General features: G+C 68.5%; 15 protein-coding genes. 8 read left to right on the top strand and 7 right to left on the bottom strand.

What is annotated here, in order from left to right:
• Positions 1 to 142: 142 nt before the first annotated feature.
• Positions 143 to 997, top strand: a complete 855-nt coding sequence (pdxY, locus tag BI335_RS03145; protein ID WP_094358520.1) for a pyridoxal kinase PdxY — start codon at positions 143 to 145, stop codon at positions 995 to 997.
• Between the two features lie 251 nt (positions 998 to 1248).
• Here pdxY and BI335_RS03140 read toward each other — a convergent pair whose 3' ends face one another.
• On the bottom strand, positions 1249 to 2796 hold the full coding sequence (locus tag BI335_RS03140; RefSeq protein WP_094429620.1) for a helix-turn-helix domain-containing protein: 1548 nt from the start codon (positions 2794 to 2796) through the stop codon (positions 1249 to 1251).
• 80 nt (positions 2797 to 2876) lie between these two features.
• Here BI335_RS03140 and lpdA point away from each other — a divergent pair, with 80 nt between their 5' ends.
• The 6 genes from lpdA to BI335_RS03110 all read left to right on the top strand — a co-directional run bounded on the left by lpdA (position 2877) and on the right by BI335_RS03110 (position 11025).
• Positions 2877 to 4274, top strand: coding sequence for a dihydrolipoyl dehydrogenase (lpdA, locus tag BI335_RS03135; RefSeq protein ID WP_094358516.1), 1398 nt, complete (start codon positions 2877 to 2879; stop codon positions 4272 to 4274).
• A gap of 28 nt (positions 4275 to 4302) precedes the next feature.
• Positions 4303 to 6348 (top strand): cytochrome c oxidase assembly protein, encoded by a 2046-nt coding sequence (locus BI335_RS03130; RefSeq protein WP_094429619.1) that lies wholly within the window; start codon positions 4303 to 4305, stop codon positions 6346 to 6348.
• Positions 6345 to 8600 carry a heavy metal translocating P-type ATPase gene (locus tag BI335_RS03125; protein ID WP_094429618.1) on the top strand — a complete coding sequence of 752 codons (2256 nt, stop codon included), beginning with the start codon at positions 6345 to 6347 and terminating at the stop codon, positions 8598 to 8600. Before BI335_RS03130 ends, BI335_RS03125 begins: the two co-directional genes overlap by 4 nt.
• 122 nt (positions 8601 to 8722) lie before the next feature.
• Complete coding sequence (locus BI335_RS03120; protein ID WP_094425402.1) at positions 8723 to 9328, top strand: HhH-GPD-type base excision DNA repair protein; 606 nt, start codon at positions 8723 to 8725, stop codon at positions 9326 to 9328.
• On the top strand, positions 9325 to 9741 hold the full coding sequence (locus BI335_RS03115) for a (deoxy)nucleoside triphosphate pyrophosphohydrolase (protein WP_229119408.1): 417 nt from the start codon (positions 9325 to 9327) through the stop codon (positions 9739 to 9741). The genes BI335_RS03120 and BI335_RS03115 overlap by 4 nt, the downstream gene beginning before the upstream one ends.
• A gap of 15 nt (positions 9742 to 9756) precedes the next feature.
• A complete protein-coding gene (locus BI335_RS03110) occupies positions 9757 to 11025 on the top strand; it encodes a glutaminase (RefSeq protein ID WP_094429617.1) in 1269 nt (422 codons plus the stop codon).
• A gap of 230 nt (positions 11026 to 11255) precedes the next feature.
• On the opposite strand, the gene BI335_RS03105 is transcribed toward BI335_RS03110, so the two are convergent.
• Together BI335_RS03105 and BI335_RS20950 are read right to left on the bottom strand one after the other, a co-directional pair.
• On the bottom strand, positions 11256 to 11816 hold the full coding sequence (locus tag BI335_RS03105) for a hypothetical protein (RefSeq protein ID WP_094358507.1): 561 nt from the start codon (positions 11814 to 11816) through the stop codon (positions 11256 to 11258).
• A gap of 136 nt (positions 11817 to 11952) precedes the next feature.
• Complete coding sequence (locus tag BI335_RS20950; RefSeq protein WP_166646666.1) at positions 11953 to 13161, bottom strand: MarP family serine protease; 1209 nt, start codon at positions 13159 to 13161, stop codon at positions 11953 to 11955.
• Between the two features lie 94 nt (positions 13162 to 13255).
• Here BI335_RS20950 and BI335_RS03085 point away from each other — a divergent pair, with 94 nt between their 5' ends.
• Positions 13256 to 14725: an amino acid permease gene (locus BI335_RS03085; RefSeq protein ID WP_094425394.1), complete on the top strand. Its 1470-nt coding sequence runs from the start codon at positions 13256 to 13258 to the stop codon at positions 14723 to 14725.
• Here the strand turns inward: BI335_RS03085 and BI335_RS03080 are convergent.
• The 4 genes from BI335_RS03080 to BI335_RS03065 are packed head-to-tail and all read right to left on the bottom strand — an operon-like array spanning position 14712 to position 18491.
• Positions 14712 to 15722 (bottom strand): ABC transporter ATP-binding protein, encoded by a 1011-nt coding sequence (locus BI335_RS03080; protein WP_094425391.1) that lies wholly within the window; start codon positions 15720 to 15722, stop codon positions 14712 to 14714. The two genes, BI335_RS03085 and BI335_RS03080, sit on opposite strands and share 14 nt — an antisense overlap.
• On the bottom strand, positions 15719 to 16717 hold the full coding sequence (locus BI335_RS03075) for an ABC transporter ATP-binding protein (protein WP_094429616.1): 999 nt from the start codon (positions 16715 to 16717) through the stop codon (positions 15719 to 15721). Before BI335_RS03075 ends, BI335_RS03080 begins: the two co-directional genes overlap by 4 nt.
• A complete protein-coding gene (locus tag BI335_RS03070) occupies positions 16714 to 17559 on the bottom strand; it encodes an ABC transporter permease (protein ID WP_229118063.1) in 846 nt (281 codons plus the stop codon). Before BI335_RS03070 ends, BI335_RS03075 begins: the two co-directional genes overlap by 4 nt.
• The gene (locus BI335_RS03065) at positions 17556 to 18491 is read right to left on the bottom strand and encodes an ABC transporter permease (protein WP_094358495.1); all 936 of its coding nucleotides are present in this window, start codon (positions 18489 to 18491) and stop codon (positions 17556 to 17558) included. The genes BI335_RS03070 and BI335_RS03065 overlap by 4 nt, the downstream gene beginning before the upstream one ends.
• Between the last annotated feature and the right edge of the window lie 17 nt (positions 18492 to 18508).

The following is an 18508-nucleotide window of genomic DNA, read 5'->3' as shown; positions in this document are numbered from 1 at the left end:
TCGAGTAGCGGGCCGGGCGTAGCGGAGCGGAGCCGGGACCGCGTTCCACCACGCTCATCGAGTAGCGGGCCGGGCGTAGCGGAGCGGAGCCGGGACCGCGTGTCGAGATGAGGTCTCCCGGTCCCATGGCAGGATTCCTCCGGTGACCACCATTCTCTCGATCCAGTCCTCGGTCTCCTACGGCCATGCCGGCAACTCCGCCGCCGTCTTCCCGATGCAGCGGCGCGGTGTCGACGTCTGGCCGGTGCACACGGTGACCTTCTCCAACCACACCGGCTACGGTGCCTGGCGCGGGCCGCTGCTGGCCGCCGAAGACATCGCCGATGTGGTGATGGGGATCGACGAGCGCGGGGTGCTCGGCCAGGTGGATGCGGTGCTGTCCGGTTACCAGGGCGGTGAAGCGGTCGGCGCGGTGATCCTGGACGCGGTCCGGCTGGTCCGCGACCGCAACCCGCAGGCGCTCTACTGCTGCGATCCGGTGATGGGTGACATCGGCCGCGGCTTCTATGCCCGGCCGGGGATCCCGGAGTTCTTCCGCGACCAGGTGGTGCCCCAGGCCGATGTGATGACCCCGAACCATTTCGAGCTGAATTTCCTCACCGGCACCGAATCCGGCTCCCTGGAGGAGGTGCTGGCGGCGGTGGACGCGCTGCGCGCCCGTGGCCCGAAGACGGTGCTGGTCACCTCGGTGACCCACGCCGGCCAGCAGCCCGGCACCCTCGACATGCTCGCCGTCGACGACGACGGGGCCTGGCTGGTCACCACGCCCCTGCTGGAACGCAACTTCACCGGTTCGGGGGATCTGACCACCGCGATGTTCCTGACCGCGCTGCTGGACGGAGTCGGTACGCCGCAGGCGCTGGGGCGTACCGCCGCCATCGTCTTCGGGGTGCTGCGGCGGACCGCCGAACTCGGCCACGACGAACTCCGCCTGGTCGACGCCCAGGACGAGATCGCCGACCCCTCCGAGACCTTCGAGGTCCGCCAGGTCCGCTGAGAGGCGCCTCCCAACGCCGGCTGAGCGAGGGAGGAACGAGACCCCTCCCACGTCGGCTGAGCGAGGGAGGAACGACCGAGTCGAAGCCACGCGCCGATGACTTCGACTCGCTGGCGCTCGCTCAGCCAGCGGCGCGTACGACTCGCTGGCGCTCGCTCAGCCAACGACGCGTACGACCCCTCGACACGCAGAAACCGGGCACTGCTGCGCAGCGCCCGGTTTCGGCTACTCGGGGATCGTTCGGTCGGTGCTCAATCCCAGAAGACCTGGATGTCGGCGCCGATCTTGTTCAGCCGGGTGGCCAGGTCCTCGTACCCGCGGTTGATCATGTAGACGTTGCGCAGCGTCGAGGTGCCGCGGGCGGCCAGCATCGCCAGCAGGATGCAGACACCGGGACGCAGCGCCTGCGGGCAGACGATCTCGTGGGACCGCCAGCGGGTCGGGCCGTTGACGCTCAGCCGGTGCGGGTCGAGCAGCTGGATGTTCGCACCGAGCTGGTTCAGCGGCAGCATGTGCACCGAGCGGTTCTCATAGACCCAGTCGTTGATCAGGGTCTGGCCCTCCGCGGCCGCGGCGATCACCCCGAAGAACGGCAGATTGTCGATGTTCAGGCCCGGGAACGGCATCGGGTGGATCTTGTCGATCGGTGCGGTCAGCTGCGAGGGGTGCACCGTCAGGTCGACCAGCCGGGTCCGGCCGTTGCCCGAGGTGTACTCCTCGGACATGTCGAAGCGCAGGCCCATCTCCTCCAGGATCGCCAACTCGATCTCCAGGAACTCGATCGGCACCCGGGTGATGGTCAGCTCCGACTCGGTGACGATGGCCGCGGTGAGCAGGCTCATCGCCTCGATCGGATCCTCCGAGGGGGCGTAGGTGACCGAGTCGGGCACCTCGTTCGGGTCGATGCCGGTCACCTTCAGAGTGGTCGAGCCGAGGCCCTCCACCTGCACACCCAGCTCCTCCAGGAAGTAGCAGAGGTCCTGGACCATGTAGTTGGAGCTGGCATTGCGCAGCACGGTGGTACCGGGGGTGAGGGCGGCGGCCATCAGCGCGTTCTCGGTGACGGTGTCACCGCGTTCGATCAGCACGATCGCCCGCTCGGGTGCCCGCTTGTCGCTGGTCGCCTGGTAGTAGCCCTCGGTCGCGGTCACCTCGAGGCCGAAGTGGCGGAGCAGCTGCAGGTGCGGCTCGACGGTCCGCGAACCCAGGTCGCAGCCACCGGCGTACGGCAACTGGAAGGTGGGGTAGTAGTGCATCAGCGGGCCGAGGAACATGATGATCGAGCGGGTACGCCGGGCGGCCTCGACATCCATCTGGTCCAGCCGCAGCTCGGCGGGCCGGGTCAGGGTGAGGTCGCGGCGGTCCTCGGACCAGATCGCCTCGACGCCGATGCTGGTGAGCACCTCGAGCAGGCGGTTCACCTCCTCGATCCGGGCGATGCCGCGCAGCACGGTCTTGCCCGGTACCAGCAGTGACGCGCAGAGCAGCGCCACGGCGGCGTTCTTGGAGGAGCGCACCTCGATGGAACCGGACAGTGTCGTCGGGCCGTTGACCCGCAGATGCTCGGTCCCGGTCGCGCCCACCGAGATCAGCTCGGAGTTGAGTGCGGCGGCGATCCGGTTGATCATGTCCACACTGAGGTTCTGGTTTCCGGATTCGATACGATGGATCGCGCTCTGGCTGGTGCCGATGTGGTCGGCCAGCTGTTGCTGGGTGAACCCGCGGTGCTTGCGGGCGTCCCGGATGATCGTGCCGATGCGGTCGAGTGAGGTCTCAGTCACCGGAATACCGTAACTCATATAAGAGATATTGCAACTCGGGTTGCCCGCGTGTCGGCGCGAGTGGGCGCAGTTCGGTACTGAACCCTAGAGTTGGGCCCATGAGCTCACACTTTGATGTCGTTGTCCTGGGCGCCGGCCCGGGCGGCTACGTTGCCGCCATCCGTGCCGCCCAGCTGGGTCTGAAGGTCGCCGTGGTGGAGAAGAAGTACTGGGGTGGCGTCTGTCTCAACGTCGGCTGCATCCCCACCAAGTCGCTGCTGCGCAACGCCGAGATCGCGCACATCGTGACCAAGGAGGCCAAGACCTTCGGCATCCATGGCGACGTCACCATGGACTACCCCACCGCCTACACCCGCTCCCGTCAGGTGGCCGACAAGATGGTCAAGGGCGTGCACTACCTGATGAAGAAGAACAAGATCACCGAGATCGACGGCTGGGGTGACTTCGTCGACGCGAAGACGCTCAACATCACCGGGGGCAAGGACGAGGGCCAGGTCACCTTCGACAACTGCATCATCGCCACCGGTTCGGTGACCCGGATGCTGCCCGGGGTCGAGGTCAGCAAGAACGTGATGACCTATGAGGAGCTGATCCTCGCCGACGAGGTGCCGTCCTCGATCGTGATCGCCGGCTCCGGTGCGATCGGCATCGAATTCGCCTACGTGCTTGCGAATTACGGCGTCGACGTCACCGTGGTGGAGTTCCTGGACCGGATCGTCCCGACCGAGGATCCCGAGATCAGCAAGGAGCTCGCCAAGGCGTACAAGAAGCTCGGGGTGAAGCTGATGACCTCGACCAAGGTGGAGTCGGTGGTCGACAACGGCGACGGCGTCGAGGTCACCGTGGCGCCGGCCCAGGGTGGCGACCAGCAGGTCCTGAAGGCCGACAAGATGCTGTCGGCCATCGGCTTCGCGGCGCGCACCGAGGGCTACGGTCTGGAGAACACCGGGGTACGCCTGACCGAGCGCGGTGCGATCGACATCGACGAGTTCATGAAGACCAATGTCGACGGCATCTACGCGATCGGCGACGTCACCGCCAAGCTGATGCTGGCCCACACCGCCGAGGCGCAGGGTGTGGTGGCCGCCGAGGCGATCGCCGGGGCCGAGACCATGCCGATCAACTACGACATGATCCCGCGCGCGACCTACTGCCAGCCGCAGGTCGCCTCCTTCGGCTACACCGAGGAGCAGGCCCGGGAGAAGGGCTACGACGTCAAGGTCGCCAAGTTCCCGTTCTCCGCGAACGGCAAGGCCAACGGGCTCGGCGAGACCGCCGGTTTCGTCAAGGTGGTCGCCGACGGCAAGTACAACGAGATCCTCGGCGCCTCGATGATCGGCCCCGACGTCACCGAGCTGCTGCCCGAGCTGGTGCTGGCCCAGATGTGGGACCTCACCGCCGACGAGGTCGCCCGCAGCATCCACGCGCACCCGACGCTGACCGAGACCCTCAAGGAAGCCGTCGAGGGTATCGCCGGGCACATGATCAACCTCTGATCCGAACCCCCTGGAGCCCGACCTGCTGATGGACACCGACCCCACCGACACCGCCGAGACCGACCAGACCGGTCAGAGCGACGCCCCACCGGACGCCGCGGGATCAGCCGCACCCAGCGAACACCGGGAGGTGCTGCAGACCGGGACCGGCTGGTTCCCGGTCTGGTTCACCGCAGGCCTGGCGGTGCTGGTAGTCGCCGGTGGGGTGGTGCTGCAGGGGTTGCTGCCGCCGCTGCGCGGCCGGGAGTTCGCCGATCCGGTGACCAATCAGCTCGCCGGGCTGCTCGATCTGATCAGCCAGCTGGCGATGCTGATCACCTTCGGCCTGCTGCTGGCGGCGGTCGCGTTCACCCCGAGCCGACGCCGGCAGCACCGGTTGTCGGAGACCGGTCGGGGCCTCGCCCGGCTCGCCGGTCGGACCGCGGCGGTCTGGTTCGCGGCCAGCCTGCTGATGGTGCCGCTCACCGCGGGGGAGAACAACGGGGTCTCGCTGCTGGTCGCGGTCCGCGCGCTGGGGCCCTTCCTGTCCGCCACCCAGCCCGCCGCGGCCTGGCTGGTACCGGCGGCGATCGCGCTGATCACGCTGCTCTGCGCCCGCCGGGTCCGCACCATCGGTGCCACGCTGACGCTGCTGATCGTCGGTGCGGTCTGGCAGCTCGCCCCGGTGCTCACCGGCAACGTGTCGGTGGGTGCCGACCACGACTTCGGCTCGGACGCCGCGATCATCGCCACCCTGGCCCAGACCGTGGTGATCGCCGCCTCGGGCGCGCTGCTGGCCGCGCCCGCGGCGGCGGCCGACGAGCCGATGCTGCTACGCCGCCAGCGGCGGTTCGCCGGCTGGGCGCTGCCGTTCGTGCTGGCCGGATGGGCGGTCGTCACCTGGTACGAGCTCGCCGGCACCGCACCGCTGGCCACCTTCTACGGGATGCTGAAGGTGATGGCGCTGGCCCTGTGGCTGCTGGTCGGCGTACGCCTGCTGGCGAGCCTGCTGTTGCGTCGGCCGCGCAACCGGCTGGCCGTCGGGGTGGATCTGGCGATCGCGATCCTGGCGGTCGGCTGCCAGGTCGCCACCGCGCACATGGCACCGCCGCGATTCCTGATCACACAGGAATCCACGGCGATCAACTATCTCGGCTACGACCTGCCGAATCCGCCCACACTGGCCGCGCTGGTGCTGCCCGGGCGGCCCAACATGCTGCTCACCACCGTGTCGGTGCTGGCGATCGTGATCTATCTGGTCGGTTACGCGATCCTGCGGCGCCGGGGCATCGCCTGGCCGATCGTGCGGGTCGGTGCCTGGGTGGCCGGCTGGCTGGTCATGCTGTGGGCGGTCAGCTCGGGCATGTGGTCGTTCTCCGGTGGCACCTTCTCCAAGCACATGCTGGTGCACATGACGGTGAACATGCTGGCCCCGGCGCTGATCGTGCTCGGTGGGCCGATCACCATGCTGCTCCGCGTGCTGCCGAGCAGCCGGGACAACACCCCCGCCGGCGTGCGGGAGCTGGTCACCGGCATGATCGGCTGGAAACCGTTGGAATACCTGCTGAATCCGGTGCTGGTCGGGCTGCTCTTCGTCGGCTCGTTCTACGTGGTCTACTTCTCCGACCTGTTCGGCTATCTGATGCGGTACCACTGGGGCCACCAGCTGATGACGGTGCACTTCATGCTCAGCGGCCTGATCTTCTTCGGCATGGTCGCCGGGGTGGACCGGATGCCGCGCGAACTGCCGCACCTGGCGAAACTGGGCATGCTGTTCGCGGTGATGCCGTTCCACGCGTTCTTCGCGGTGGCGCTGCTGTCGACCGACGGGATCATCGCCGAGAACTACTATCGATCCCTGGCCCTGCCGTGGATGACCGATCTGCTGGAGGACCAGAAGCTGGGCGGCCAGTTCACCTGGGCCCTGGGTGAGCTGCCGATGCTGGTCGTGGTGGTCGCGCTGCTCGTGCAGTGGTTCCTGCAGGACTCCCGCGAGGCGAAGCGCAAGGACCGGGCGATGGACACCGGACTCGACGATTCCTATGAGGCGTACAACGAAATGCTGAAGAAGCTCTCCGATCGGGCGGACCGATGAGCACGCCCGGATCGACGCTGGATGGCACGCTGCCCGAGCAGCAGACCGACCGGGTCGAGCTGCTGGTTGGCGGGATGACCTGTGCCGCCTGCGCGACCCGGATCGAGAAGAAGCTGAACAAGCTCGAAGGCGTGCACGCCACGGTCAACTACGCCTCCGAACGCGCGCTGGTCGAGGGCGCCTCCGCCGAGGACGCGATCGCGGTGGTGAAGAAGGCCGGCTACACCGCGATGGAGGCCACCGGCGACGACTCCGAGCTGGGCCGGATCTCCGAGCAACGGGTCCGTACGCTGCGGCTGCGGCTGGCCGTGGCGGCGGTGCTGACGATCCCGCTGGGGAACCTGGCGATCGTGCTCGCCCTGGTGCCGAGCCTGCGCTTCCCGATGTGGGAGTGGCTGTGCGTGGCGCTGGCGGTCCCGGTGGTGTTCTGGAGCGCCTGGCCCTTCCATGTCGCCACCTGGCGCAATCTGCGCAACCGCTCGTTCAGCATGGACACCCTGGTCTCGCTCGGGGTGCTGTCGGCGTTCAGCTGGTCGTTGATCTCGATCATCTGGCGGACCCCGGACACCGAGGGTTACTGGCTCGGTTACGGGATCACCCCCGCCGGTGCCGATGCGATCTATTTCGAGGTGGCCGCCGCGGTCACCACCTTCCTGCTCGCCGGCCGCTACTTCGAGGCACGCGCCCGGCGCAGCGCCCAGGGGGTGCTCGGCGCGCTGAACCAGTTGGCGCCGAAGCAGGTGCGCCGGCTCGCCGACGACGGCACCGAGGAACTCGTACCGGTCGCCACCCTGCGCGCCGGGGATCGGTTCCGGACCCGCTCCGGGGAACGGTTCGCCGCCGACGGCACCGTTCTCGAGGGCAGCTCGGCGGTCGACACCTCGATGATGACCGGTGAACCGGTACCGGTCGAGGTCGGGCCGGAGGCGGCCGTCCTGGGTGGCACGGTCAACGTGACCGCGCCGCTGGTGGTGCGCGCGACCCGGGTCGGTGCACACACCCAGCTGGCCCAGATGGCGGCGCTCGCCGAACAGGCCCAGCTGCGCAAGGCGAAGGTGCAGCAGCTGGTCGACCGGGTCGTCGGCTGGTTCGTCCCGGCGGTGCTGCTGATCGCCGCGATCACCCTGATCGGCTGGTTCGGTACCGGCCATGGGGTGCGGTCCTCGGTCAGTGCAGCGCTCTCGGTGCTGATCATCGCCTGCCCGTGTGCGCTGGGTCTGGCGACGCCGACCGCGCTGATGGTCGGGGTCGGCCGCGGTGGCCAGCTCGGCATCCTGATCAAGACCCAGGAGGCGCTGGAGGCCAGCGGTGCGGTGGACACGGTCGTCTTCGACAAGACCGGCACGATCACCGAGGGTGCGCTGACCCTGGAGTCGGTGCACGCGGTGGGGGAGCTCCCGGAGGCTCGGGTACGCCTGCTCGCGGCCGCGGTCGAGGGCCAGTCGGACCATCCGCTGGCCCGGGCGATCGCCGGTGATCCGACGGTGGGGGAGCTGCCGGTGGTGAGCCAGGTGGAGACCCCGACCGGGCAGGGCGCCACCGGGGTGGTCGACGGGCAGCGGGTGGTGGTCGGCAACGAGGCGATGCTGGCCGACTACCGGGTGGCCGAGGTCCCCCAGGTGGCCGCGGAGATCGTCCGGGCCGCCCGGGACCGGGGCGCGACCCCGGTGCTGGTCGCCGTCGACGGCGCGGTCGTCGGCGTGCACGTGCTGACCGACCGGGTACGCCCGTCCGCGGCCGAGGCGGTTCGCCGGCTGCAGGCGCGCGGTCTGCGGACCGTGCTGCTCACCGGTGACCACGAACAGGCGGCCGCGGCCGTCGCGGCCCAGGTCGGCATGGACGATTTCGTGGCCGGGGTGCTGCCGGCCCGCAAGGCCGAGGCGGTCGCCGAGCTGCAGGCCGCCGGCCACCAGGTCGCCATGGTGGGCGACGGCATCAACGACGCCGCCGCACTGGCCACCGCGAACCTCGGCCTGGCGATGGTCTCGGGCACCGATATCGCGATGAAGTCGGCCGATGTGATCCTGGTCCGGGAGAACCTCAACGTGGTGCCCGATGCGATCAATCTGTCCCGGGCCACCCTGCGGACCATCCGCGGCAACCTGATCTGGGCCTTCGGCTACAACTGTGCGGCCATCCCGCTGGCCGCCGCCGGTCTGCTGAACCCGCTGATCGCCGGCCTGGCGATGTCGCTGTCGTCGCTCTTCGTGGTGGCGAACAGCCTGCGGTTGCGCAGCCGCTCCCTCGGCTGAGCCGGCGGCACGTGCGGGATGAGTCCGAGGAATGATCATGGAATATCCGGCCCTTCAGTCGAACTATTCAAATATAAGTACGAATATTCCATGGTCATTTTCCGCTCTGGCAGGATGACCCCATGACGGAGAAGGACCACGACCTCTGGCTCACCGGTGATGCCGCCTCGGATCGCCTGCTGAGCACCGATGCCAACGCGCTGCTGCTCGGCATGACCCTGGATCAGCAGGTGCCGATGGAGAAGGCGTTCAGCGGGCCGGCGGTGATCGCGCAGCGGATGGGCGGCACCCTCGACGTGGCGAAGATCGCGGCGATGGACACCGAGGAGTTCGTCGCCCTCTGCTCCGAGAAGCCGGCGATCCACCGCTTCCCCGGGTCGATGGGCAAGCGGGTGCAGCAGGTCTGCCGGGCGCTGGTCGATGACTACGACGGTGACGCGGAGAACATCTGGGCCGGTGTCGACGACGGTGCCGAGGTGCTCAAACGGCTCAAGGCGTTGCCCGGTTTCGGTGATCAGAAGGCGAAGATCTTCCTTGCCCTGTTGGGAAAGCAGTGGGGTATCACGCCGAGTGGCTGGCAGCGGGCCGCCGGCGACTACGGCAAGGACGGTTTCCGTTCGGTCGCCGACATCACCGACAACAGCTCCCTGCAGAAGGTCCGCGAGACCAAGAAGCAGGTCAAGGCGGCGGCCAAGAAGGCGGCCGCCGACAAGGCCGCCCAGGCGTGACCCCACCCCTGCCGCCGGGTGTGCGGCTGGTGGTCGCCGGCGTGCTCGTGCGCGACGACCGGATCCTCGCCACCCGGCGTACCCGACCCGCCGCACTGGCCGGATTCTGGGAGTTCCCCGGGGGCAAGGTGGAGGCGGGGGAGACCCCGGTCGCGGCGCTGGCCCGCGAACTCGCCGAGGAGCTCGGCATCGGGGTCACGGTCGGAGCGGAAATCGAATCCGCACAGGGATCCTGGCCGATCTCGGAGACGCTGCGGATGCGGGTCTTCTGGGTGGCCAGCGGGGACGAGCCGCATCCCGGTGACGCCCATGACGCGGTCCGCTGGTTGCGGCGGGCGGAACTCACCGACCCGGCCTGGGTACCGGCCGATGTGGCGGTGGCCGCGTTGCTCGCCGAGCGGCCCTGGCCCTGAGCTAGCCTTGCCGCCATGCAGACCCCCGTGCCTGACTACCTCGCCGAGATCCTGAACGACTGCAACAGCAATGACGGAGGGGAGTTGGCCGACTACATCCCCGAGTTGGCCCAGGCCGATCCGAACCAGCTCGGTGTCGCCATCACCACCCTCGACGGGGTGACCTATTCCGCCGGTGACGATGAGGTGCAGTTCTCGATCCAGTCGATCTCCAAGCCCTTCGCGTACGCCCTGGCGATCGAGGACCGCGGCCTGGAGGCGGTGCTCGAGGTGGTCGGCGACGAGCCCACCGGTGATGCGTTCAACGAGATCTCCCTGGAACCCGACACCGGCCGCCCGCGGAACCCGATGATCAACATCGGCGCGATCACCACGCACTCGCTGGTCGGCGCACCCGGACTGGATGTGGCGGCCCGCTTCGAACGCGCGCGCAGCGGGATGTCGGCGTTCGCCGGTCGGGAGCTGGAGGTCGATGACGCGGTCTTCGAGTCCGAGGTCGCCACCGGGTACCGCAACACCGCGCTGGCCTATCTGGTCCGGGCCCGCGACAAGATCTCCGAGGACCCGGGCATCCTGGTCCGCGAGTACACCCGGCAGTGCTCGCTGCTGGTGAGCGTGCGGGACCTCTCGGTGATGGCGGCGACGCTGGCCAATGGCGGTACGAATCCGGTGACCGGCGTCCAGGTCGTCTCGCCGCGGGCGGCCCGGCAGGTGATGAGCGTGATGTTCACCTGTGGCATGTACGACGCGGCCGGTGACTGGGTCTCCCATGTCGGCATCCCTGCCAAGAGTGGTGTCGCCGGCGGCATCATCGGTGCCCTGCCGGGGCAGTGCGGGCTGGGCACCTTCTCACCCCGTCTGGATTCCTTCGGCAACAGCACCCGCGGCGTACAACTCTTCGAGCGGCTCTCCGAAGACATGGGCATGCATCTGATGGGTACGCCGCCCAATGCGCTGTCGGTGCTGCGCGATCAGGTCGAGCTGGTACCCGGGCTCGACGGGCCGGATGCCCGGCTGGTGGTGGTGCAGGGGGCGGTGAACTTCGCCGGCGCGGAGCAGGTGCTGCGCCAGCTGGTCGAGCTGTCGCCCGGCGGCCAGGAGGTGATCCTGGACGTCTCCCGGGTGGCCTCGATCGACAACGTGGGCCGCCGGATGGTCCTCGAGGGGATGCGCCGCCTCGGCCTCGATGGCCACCCCCTGACGCTGGTCGATCCGGAACAGATGCTGCCCGACCCGGACACCGGCGGTGAGCCGGTGCGCGTCGTGGAATCCCTGCCCGGCTGACCACTCGGTTGACCAGCCCGGCCCCGATTTTGTCAGGGGTTATGCACCGTCGCGGAGCCCGACACGGTGAGATAGTCCCCAAGAGTTCGGTGGGGCGCGCGGCTCGGCGCCGCGCGCGAGCCGACAATGCGGGAGGCGAGCGTCTGGCGCCGCGCGCGAGCCGACAGAATTAGAGCGCCCCCTGACCTTTGCGGAGGTCAGGGGGCGAACAACGGTCCGTCAGGTGCGTGTCAGACCGTTGCCGAACCGGCACGCGAGGCGTGCCGGAAGCCGAGCAGGGACAGGAAGAGCATCAGCACGGCGCCCGCGAATGCTGCCACTGCAGCGATTCCGGCGATCATGCCCATGGTTCCGAAGGCGTACGCGTTGAGCAGCATGCCCCGCAGGGTGTTGCCCATGAACAGGCTCTGCCGCAGTTCACCCATCGCCTTGGCCTCGTCGGTCGTCTTGTCCGGCAGCTTCTGGTATTCACCGGACACCTCCTCGTAGGTGCGATCGCCCGAGGACTTGTTCATGTGCACGAGGATGTAGTTGTCCGCGAAGGCCTTGGCCTGGGTGCCGTTGGTCATCTCCTGTCCCGCATAGGGGGCGAGGATCTCGCGGTCGGCCGGCGGCAGCGCTTCCAGGGAGGCGCCCGAGGGCATCGTGATCCGCTGTGCCGCGAGCTGGTCGTGCACCTGGGCATTGACGAAGCTGGACGCCCAGGTCAGCAACCCACCGGCGACCACCAGGATCGCGGCCAGGGAGAGGCCGACGGCGGAGATGAGCTTGTCGAGTGCGCTGCGTCGCATGAGCGGTTCCTTCGATTCTGTTGTGGTTGCTCCGACATGTCTATTATGACACGTAGTACTACACAATGTAGTTCTCGAAGGGGTGGACGAGCCCGATGTCGGCAATCTCACATCGGCGGGTACGCGACCCCTGGGCTCAGTCGGTGGCGCAGCTGCCGGTTCCGACCGGCGTCCGGTTGGTGCTGCTGGCGGCGGTCAGCGCGGCCTCCGCGGTGTCGTTGGTGAGCACGAAACCGGTCTGCGGGGTGACCGTGGAGCGGGCGAAGACGGTCCCGGCGACGCGGCCGTCCTCGGTGAGCAGTGGGCCGCCGGAGTTGCCCGGGTTCACGTCGGCATAGATCGAATAGATCTCCCGGGTGACCATCGACGAACCATAGATGTCGCGCCCGGTGGCGTGCACCGTGCCCCGGATCCGCGCCGGCTCCAGGTCATAGGGGCCGTCCAGCGGGAACCCGGCCACCACCGTCGACGTGCCGTTCTCCAGCGCCGGTGCGGTCTGCAGTGCCGGCGCCCGCAGGCTGGGGACGTCGAGCACCGCCAGGTCGCGATTCGGGTCGAACTGGATCACGGTGGCCGGCAACCGGGCCCCGGTGCCGCCGACCTGCAGGGTGATCCGGTCGGCACCGGCGATCACGTGGGCATTGGTGACCACCCGGCGCGGCTGCGCCACCCAGCCGGAGCCCTCGGCGACCCGATTGCAGCCCGGTATCGAGGCCCGGATCTTCACCACGCTGGCCGCCGCACGCTGGATGCCGGGCGTGGTGACCGCGCCGTCATCGGGAGCGGCCGCCTCCATCCGCGGTTCGTCCAGCGGGTTGCCGAAGACCGGCGGGAAACCGGCGTCATAGAGGGCGCGGGTGAGTTCGGAGGTGGCGGTGACGACCTCGGGCGGCATCCGATCGGTCGTCGCGGTGACCACCCGGGAATCGTTGAGGGTACGCCGCCAGGCGTCCGGTACGACCGGGAGCAGCGCCATCCCGACGAGTCCGATCACAATGGCGGTGACCAGCACGTTCACCACGGCCCCGCCGGCCGAATCCAGTTGGCCGCCGCCGTCGGCGCGGCGCCTGGCCATCAGCCGGGTACCGAGCTGGGCGGTCAGACCGTGCAGGGCAGAGGCCAGGCCGAGCACACCCACCAGCATGATGATCGCCCGGGCCGTCGAGTCCGGCCCGATCGAGGTGAGCGCCAGCAGCGAGGACAGCCCCCACAGGGCCAGCACCGCGCCGCCCAGATAACCGATCACCCCGAACACCGTGCTGACCAGTCCCCGCTGCCATCCGATCAGCACCTGGATGACCAGCAACAGGACCAGGGTCAGGTCGACGAGCATGGCGGCGGTCACGGCATCCATCATGCCGCTGCCGCCAAAGCCGGACGCGTACACGCGGGCGGAATTTCCCGCTCTCTGTGGGAACTTCTCACTAAGGTGCCACCTGATGAAATCTCCCGCCATCCCCGAGCACCCCGAATCGCCGAAGCTCGAACGCGCCCTCGGCAACCGGCACATCCAGCTGATCGCGATCGGTGGTGCCATCGGCACCGGCCTGTTCATGGGCTCGGGCAAGACGATCTCGGTCGCCGGCCCGTCGGTGCTGCTGGTCTATCTGATCATCGGCTTCATGTTGTACTTCGTGATGCGGGCGATGGGGGAGATCCTGTTGTCCCGCAAGGAGTACCGGAACTTCGCCGACTTCACCGGCGACCTGCTCGGCCCCTGGGCCGCGTTCTTCACCGGATGGACCTACTGGTTCTGCTGGGTGGTGACCGCGGTCGCCGATGTGATCGTGATCGCATCGGTCTATGTCACCCATCTGCTGCCGAACCTGCCGCCCTGGTCGACCCCGGTGATCGCGCTGCTGGTGATCGCCGCGCTGATCGGGCTGAATCTGCCGACGGTGCGGGCATTCGGGGAGACCGAGTTCTGGTTCGCGATGGTCAAGATCGTCGCGATCCTGGCGCTCATCGTGGTCGGTGTGGTGCTGATCCTCTCCGGTTTCACCTCCGCGCAGGGCACCGCCAGCTTCACCCACCTGTGGGACGCCGGCGGCTTCTTCGCCAAGGGGTTCCTGGGCTTCGTCGCGGCCTTCCAGATCGCCACCTTCGCCTTCGTCGGGATCGAACTGGTCGGCACGACGGCGGCCGAGACCAAGGACCCGGACACCAACCTGCCGCGTGCGGTGCGTTCGATCCCGATCCGGATCCTGCTGTTCTACATCGGTTCGCTGGTGGTGCTGATGTCGGTGATGCCGTGGACCACCTACGACGCCGACAACTCACCGTTCATCCAGGTCTTCGATGCCGCGGGGCTACCGGCCGCCGCGGCCGTGGTCAACCTGGTCGTTCTCACCTCGGCGATGTCCTCGGCCAACTCCGGCATCTATTCGACCTCGCGGATGGTCTATGGGCTGGCCACCCAGAACGACGCGCCGCGGATGTTCGCGCGACTGTCCAGCCGGCACGTGCCCCGCAACGCGCTGTTCCTCACCGCCGTGGTGCTGCTGTCCTCGGTGGTGCTGCTCGCCTCCGGGCTGGGGGAGTCGGCCGGATTCTCGGTGGTGACCACGGTTTCCTCGCTCTGCTTCATGTTCGTGTGGACGATGATCCTGGCCAGCTATCTGGTGTATCGCCGCCGGCGCCCGCAGGACCATGCCGCAAGCCGGTTCCGGATGCCGCTGGGCACGGTGATGCCGTGGGTGGTGTTCGCCTTCTTCGGCTTCCTGATCTGGGCGTTCACCGGTGACCCGGACACGCTGGCCGGTCTGTTGGCGACCCCGGTCTGGTTCGTGCTGGTCACCGTCGGTTATCTGGTGGTTCGGCGTACGCCCGATCATCGCGCCCAGCGCGCGGAGTTCCGCCGCCAGGTGGCCGAGGAGCACCGCCAGGCCGAGCGCGTCAGCGTCGGCTGATCCGGATGCACGCGGCCCGGTGGGTGGCCGAAAGCTCCACCGGGTCAGGGATCGCGGCCGCACAGTCGTCGATCGCGATCGGGCAGCGGGTGCGGAACACGCAGCCACTCGGCGGGTTCACCGGCGACGGCACATCACCGACCAGCACCGTGCGCGCGCGGTTGCGTTCGGCCTCCGGATCGACCTCCGGGATCGCCGACAGCAGCGCCGACGAATAGGGATGCGCAGGGTCGGCGTAGAGCTCACCACGGGTGGCCCGCTCCATGGCACGGCCCAGATAGAGGACGAGCACCTCGTGGCTCATGTATTCCACCGCGGCGAGATCGTGGGCGATGAACAGGTAGGAGAGTCCGAGCTCGGCCTGCAACCGTTTCAGCAGGTTGAGGATCTGTGCCTGCACACTGACATCGAGCGAGGCGGTGGCCTCGTCCAGGATGATCAGCTTCGGTTCCACGGCCAGTGCACGACCGATGCAGACCCGCTGCCGCTGGCCGCCGGAGAGCTGGTGCGGGTAACGGTCCAGCAGCCCCTCGGGCAGGCCGACCAGGCCCATCAGCTCCCGCACCCGCGCATCGCGGTCACCCGGATGCAGGCCGTGGATCTCCAGCGGATCGAGCAGGGCCCGCCGGATGGTGCGGCGCGGGTCGAGGGAGGTCAGCGGGTCCTGGAAGACCATCGCGACGGTACGCCGGACCCGGCGCAGCTCGGCGCCGCTGGCGGCGCGGACGTCGATCCCGTCGAGGGTGATCTCTCCCGAGGTGGCCTCCACGAGCCGCATCAGCGCGTTGCCGATGGTCGACTTGCCCGAACCGGATTCGCCGACCAGCCCGAGGGTCTCACCCGCTGCGATGGTGAAGCTGACATCCTCCACCGCGTGCACCACCGGTCGCTCCCGCCGACCGCGCAGCGCCTGGCGTACCGACAGGTCGCCGAGGCGGACCGGGAACTGGATCTGCAGATTCCGTACCTCCAGCAGGGTTTTCCGATCCTCGCTCATCCGGCACCTCCGCTCATCGGCCCGAGGTCGGGGAGGACGCAGCGGGTCCGTACCCGGTGGTCCGGGGCGACCTCGACCAGTGCGGGGCGCTCGGTCTCACAGCTCGGATCGGTGCGCACCTCGCAGCGGTCCCAGAAGATGCAGCCGGGCGGCAGGTTCCTGGGATCCGGCGGTGATCCGGGAATGGTGGACAGCGGCTGGTCGAACTCACCCAGCGTCGGCCGGGCGGCGAACAGACCACGGGTGTAGGGATGCCGGTGGCGTCGATAGAGCACATCCATGGGCGCCTCTTCGACGACCTGACCGCCATAGCAGACCACCACGTTGTCGGCGATCCCGCCGATCACGCCGAGGTCGTGGCTGATCCAGACCACCGCGGTGCCCAGGCGTTCCTGCAGATCCCTGACGACGCTGATGATCTGCGCCTGGATGGTGACATCGAGGGCGGTCGTCGGCTCGTCGGCGATCAGCACCTCCGGGTCGCAGCTCAGCGCGATCGCGATCATCACCCGTTGCCGCATCCCGCCGGAAAGCTCATGTGGGTACGCTTTCAGCCGTCGCTCGGGGTCGGGGATGCCGACCAGTTCGAGCAGCTCCAGGGCCCGCCGGCGCAGCGCGGTCCGGTCCAGGTCGAGGTGGGCGCGCATCGGTTCGGAGAGCAGCTTCTCCACCGTCAACAGCGGGTTCAGCGAGCTGGCCGGGTCCTGGAAGACGAAACCGATCCGACGGCCGCGGACCTGCTGCAGCTGGCGCGCGCTCATCGACAGCAGGTCGAGTTGCTGCTCACCGGCACCGAGCAGGGCACGGCCGCCGATGACCGCCGGCGGGCGGGGGACCAGGCCGGTGGCCGCCAGCACCGACATCGACTTGCCCGATCCGGACTCGCCGACGATGCCGAGGGTCTGCCCGGGTTCGACCGACCAGCTGACCCCGGAGACGATCTGCGCCGGGCCGATGCGCACGGTCAGATCGTCGAGGGCGAACAACGGAGTCATGCGGCCTCCTTCGCGCTCACGAATCGCGGATCCAGCGCGTCCCGCAGTGAATCGCCGAGCAGGTTGAACGCCAGCACGGTGACGAAGATCGCCAGGCCGGGGAAGATCGCCAGCCAGGGCGCGATGTTGAAGAATCCCTTGGCGTCGAAGAGCATCCGGCCCCAGGACGGCGCCGGTGGCTGCACGCCGAGGCCCAGGAAGGACAGCGCGGCCTCGGACAGGATCGCGAACGCGAACGACAGCGAGGTCTGCACGATGATCGGGGCGCTGACGTTCGGCAGCACGTGCCGCCACAGGATCCGCAGGCTGCCGGCCCCGAGCGCCTGCTGGGCCCGGATGAAGGGCTCCTCGCGGATCTGCAGCACACTGCCGCGGGTGACGCGGGCGAAGATCGGGGTGTAGACGACGCCGATGGCGATGATCGCGGTGTTCAATCCGGGGCCGAGGACGGCCACGATCGCGATGGCGAGCAGCATCACCGGGAAGGCGAACATCACATCGACCAGCCGCATGATGGTGCTGTCCACCGCCCCGCGGAGATAACCGGCGAAGAGTCCGAGCGGGACGCCGAGCAGCACCGAGATCGCGACCGACAGCACGCTCACCTTGAGGGTGGCGCCGCAGGAGACGATCACCCGGGTGAACACGTCCCGGCCGAGTTCGTCGGTGCCGAACCAGTGCGCCGCGCTCGGTCCCTGCAGGGCGGCGGGGATGTCGGTCTCATTGGGACCGTAGGGGGTCAGGTAGCCGCCGAACAGGGCCCCGATCACCAGTGCCAGCAACACGATCAGGCAGCCCACCACGACCGGATTGCGCAGCATCCGACGCACACCCCCGCTCACAGGGCGATCCTCCGATCGACCCGCCAGTAGAGGACGTCGACGAGGAAGCTGATCACCAGGAACAAGGTGGCGATGAGCAGCACCGCACCCTGGATCACCGGATAGTCGCGGGCCGCGACCGAGTCATAGACCAGCCGCCCGAGACCGGGCCAGGCGAACACCACCTCGACGACCACGACCCCGCCGAGCAGGGTGGCGAGCTGGGTGCCGCCGACGGTGATCACCGGCACCAGGGCGTTGCGCAGGATGTGGCCGAACAGCACGGTGCGTTCGCGCAGCCCCTCCGAACGGGCGGTGCGGACGTGGTCGGCGCCCAGCGTCTCCAGCACCGAGGATCTGACGTATCGGGTCAGGATGGCGCCCGAGCCGGTGCCGACGGTGATCGCCGGCAGCAGCACGCTGCGTGCCCAGGCGACCGGATCCTGGGTGATGGGCACGTAACCGCTGGAGGAGAACCAGCCGAGGGTGCTGCTGAACACCAGGATGAGCAGGATGCCCAGCCAGAAGTCCGGCACCGAAACCCCTACCTGGCTGAAGAAACGGCTGATCATGTCGATCGGCTTGCCGCGGTGCAGGGCCGCCAGCGTACCGAGCGGGAAGGCGATCAGCAGGGCGATGATGATCGCGGTGATCGCCAACGAGGCGGTCGCGCCGAGCCGGCCGAGCAGCAGCACGGTGACCGGTTGGCCCGAGCGGAAACTGACCCCGAGATTGCCGGTGGCGGCCTTGCCGATGTAGGAGAAGTACTGCTGCAGCAGGGGTTGGTCCAATCCGGAGGCGCGTCGCAGCGCATCGTAACTGGCCTGGTCGAAACGCGTGCCGAGGGCGAGCCGGACCGGATCACCCGGTACCAGGTGGATCAGCGCGAACACCACCACGCTCACTCCCAGCAGCACCAGGAGTGCATGCAGCAACCGTTTGAGGATGAACACCGCAGGGCGCCTTCGCG

The sequence above is a fragment of the Enemella evansiae genome (genome assembly GCF_002250705.1).
Taxonomy (GTDB): domain Bacteria; phylum Actinomycetota; class Actinomycetes; order Propionibacteriales; family Propionibacteriaceae; genus Enemella; species Enemella evansiae.
Note: the sequence above shows the minus strand (reverse complement) of the source record. Positions and strands in the feature narration are given on the sequence as shown.